1 protein-coding gene and 1 pseudogene are annotated in these 970 nt (G+C 76.4%); both read left to right on the top strand.

The genetic code is table 11. The features are described 5' to 3' along the window. Positions 1-111: 111 nt before the first annotated feature. Positions 112-237 (top strand): annotated as a pseudogene (locus AC2W7A_RS12845) (5-formyltetrahydrofolate cyclo-ligase); the annotation flags it as partial. Between the two features lie 211 nt (positions 238-448). Beyond that, positions 449-700, top strand: coding sequence for an FmdB family zinc ribbon protein (locus tag AC2W7A_RS12840; protein WP_485991668.1), 252 nt, complete (start codon positions 449-451; stop codon positions 698-700). Positions 701-970: the final 270 nt, after the last annotated feature.

Below are 970 nucleotides of genomic sequence, written 5' to 3'. Positions count from 1 at the left end.
CCGTCTGGACCCCGGGCGTGGCCACCGCCCGCTCGGCCCACGCCCCGGTGGAGGAGCCCGGTCGGCACACGCTTGCCCACCTCCGCCCTCCACGACGCCGCCGCGTTGATCATGCCGGGCCTGGCCGTGGACGGCACCGGCATGCGGCTGGGCCAGGGCGGCGGCTACTACGACCGTGCCCTCGCCACGCTGCCCCCCACCCTGCCGCGGGTCGCCCTGCTGTTCCCGGACGAGGTGCTGCCGGCCGGTGCGGTGCCCGCCGAGCCGACGGACCGGCCCGTGCACGGCGTGGCCACCGCGGACGGGCTCGTGTGGTTCGCCGAGGCGTGGCGGGCGGCGGCGCCACGGGCCGCTGACGGGGCCGGTGCGGGGCTAGGATCCTTGATCGAGCCGGGGCCCGCACGGGCCGTGCCGGCGCCCACGCACCGCTGCCCCACGAAGGATCCCCATGCCCACCTACGCCTACCGCTGCAAGGACTGCGACCACGCCTTCGACATCGTCCAGTCCTTCTCCGACGACGCCCTGACCGAGTGCCCCGAGTGCGGCGGGACGCTGCGCAAGCAGTACGGGTCCGTGGGCGTGACGTTCAAGGGCGGCGGCTTCTACCGCACGGACTCGAGGAGCGGGCCCTCGTCCTCGGGGTCCGGATCGTCCTCCGCCGCGGAGTCCTCCGGGTCCTCGGGGTCAGCCGCGGACTGATCCGCCGGGTCGGCCCCGGCCCGACGGCGCATCAGTCACCCCCAGCCCGACGGCGCATGAGTCAGGCCCAGCCCGACGGCGCATGAGTCATCCCCAGTGGGGCGGGCGCTGTTCCAGCAGCCACCGTCCGAGCGGGTCGGTCGGCTCGCGCGGCGCCTCCGAAGCGGCGTCCTGCCGGACCCCGTCCCTTCCGGTCCCTTTCCCGACGACGGCGCTCCCCCTTTCCCCGGGGTCCGCTCGCCGGGGTCCGTGCCCCGGGGGGCAGCGGCC

The sequence above is a fragment of the Micrococcus sp. LASM2_SD2 genome (assembly GCF_057364565.1).
This window is presented reverse-complemented; position numbering and strand designations above follow the sequence as displayed.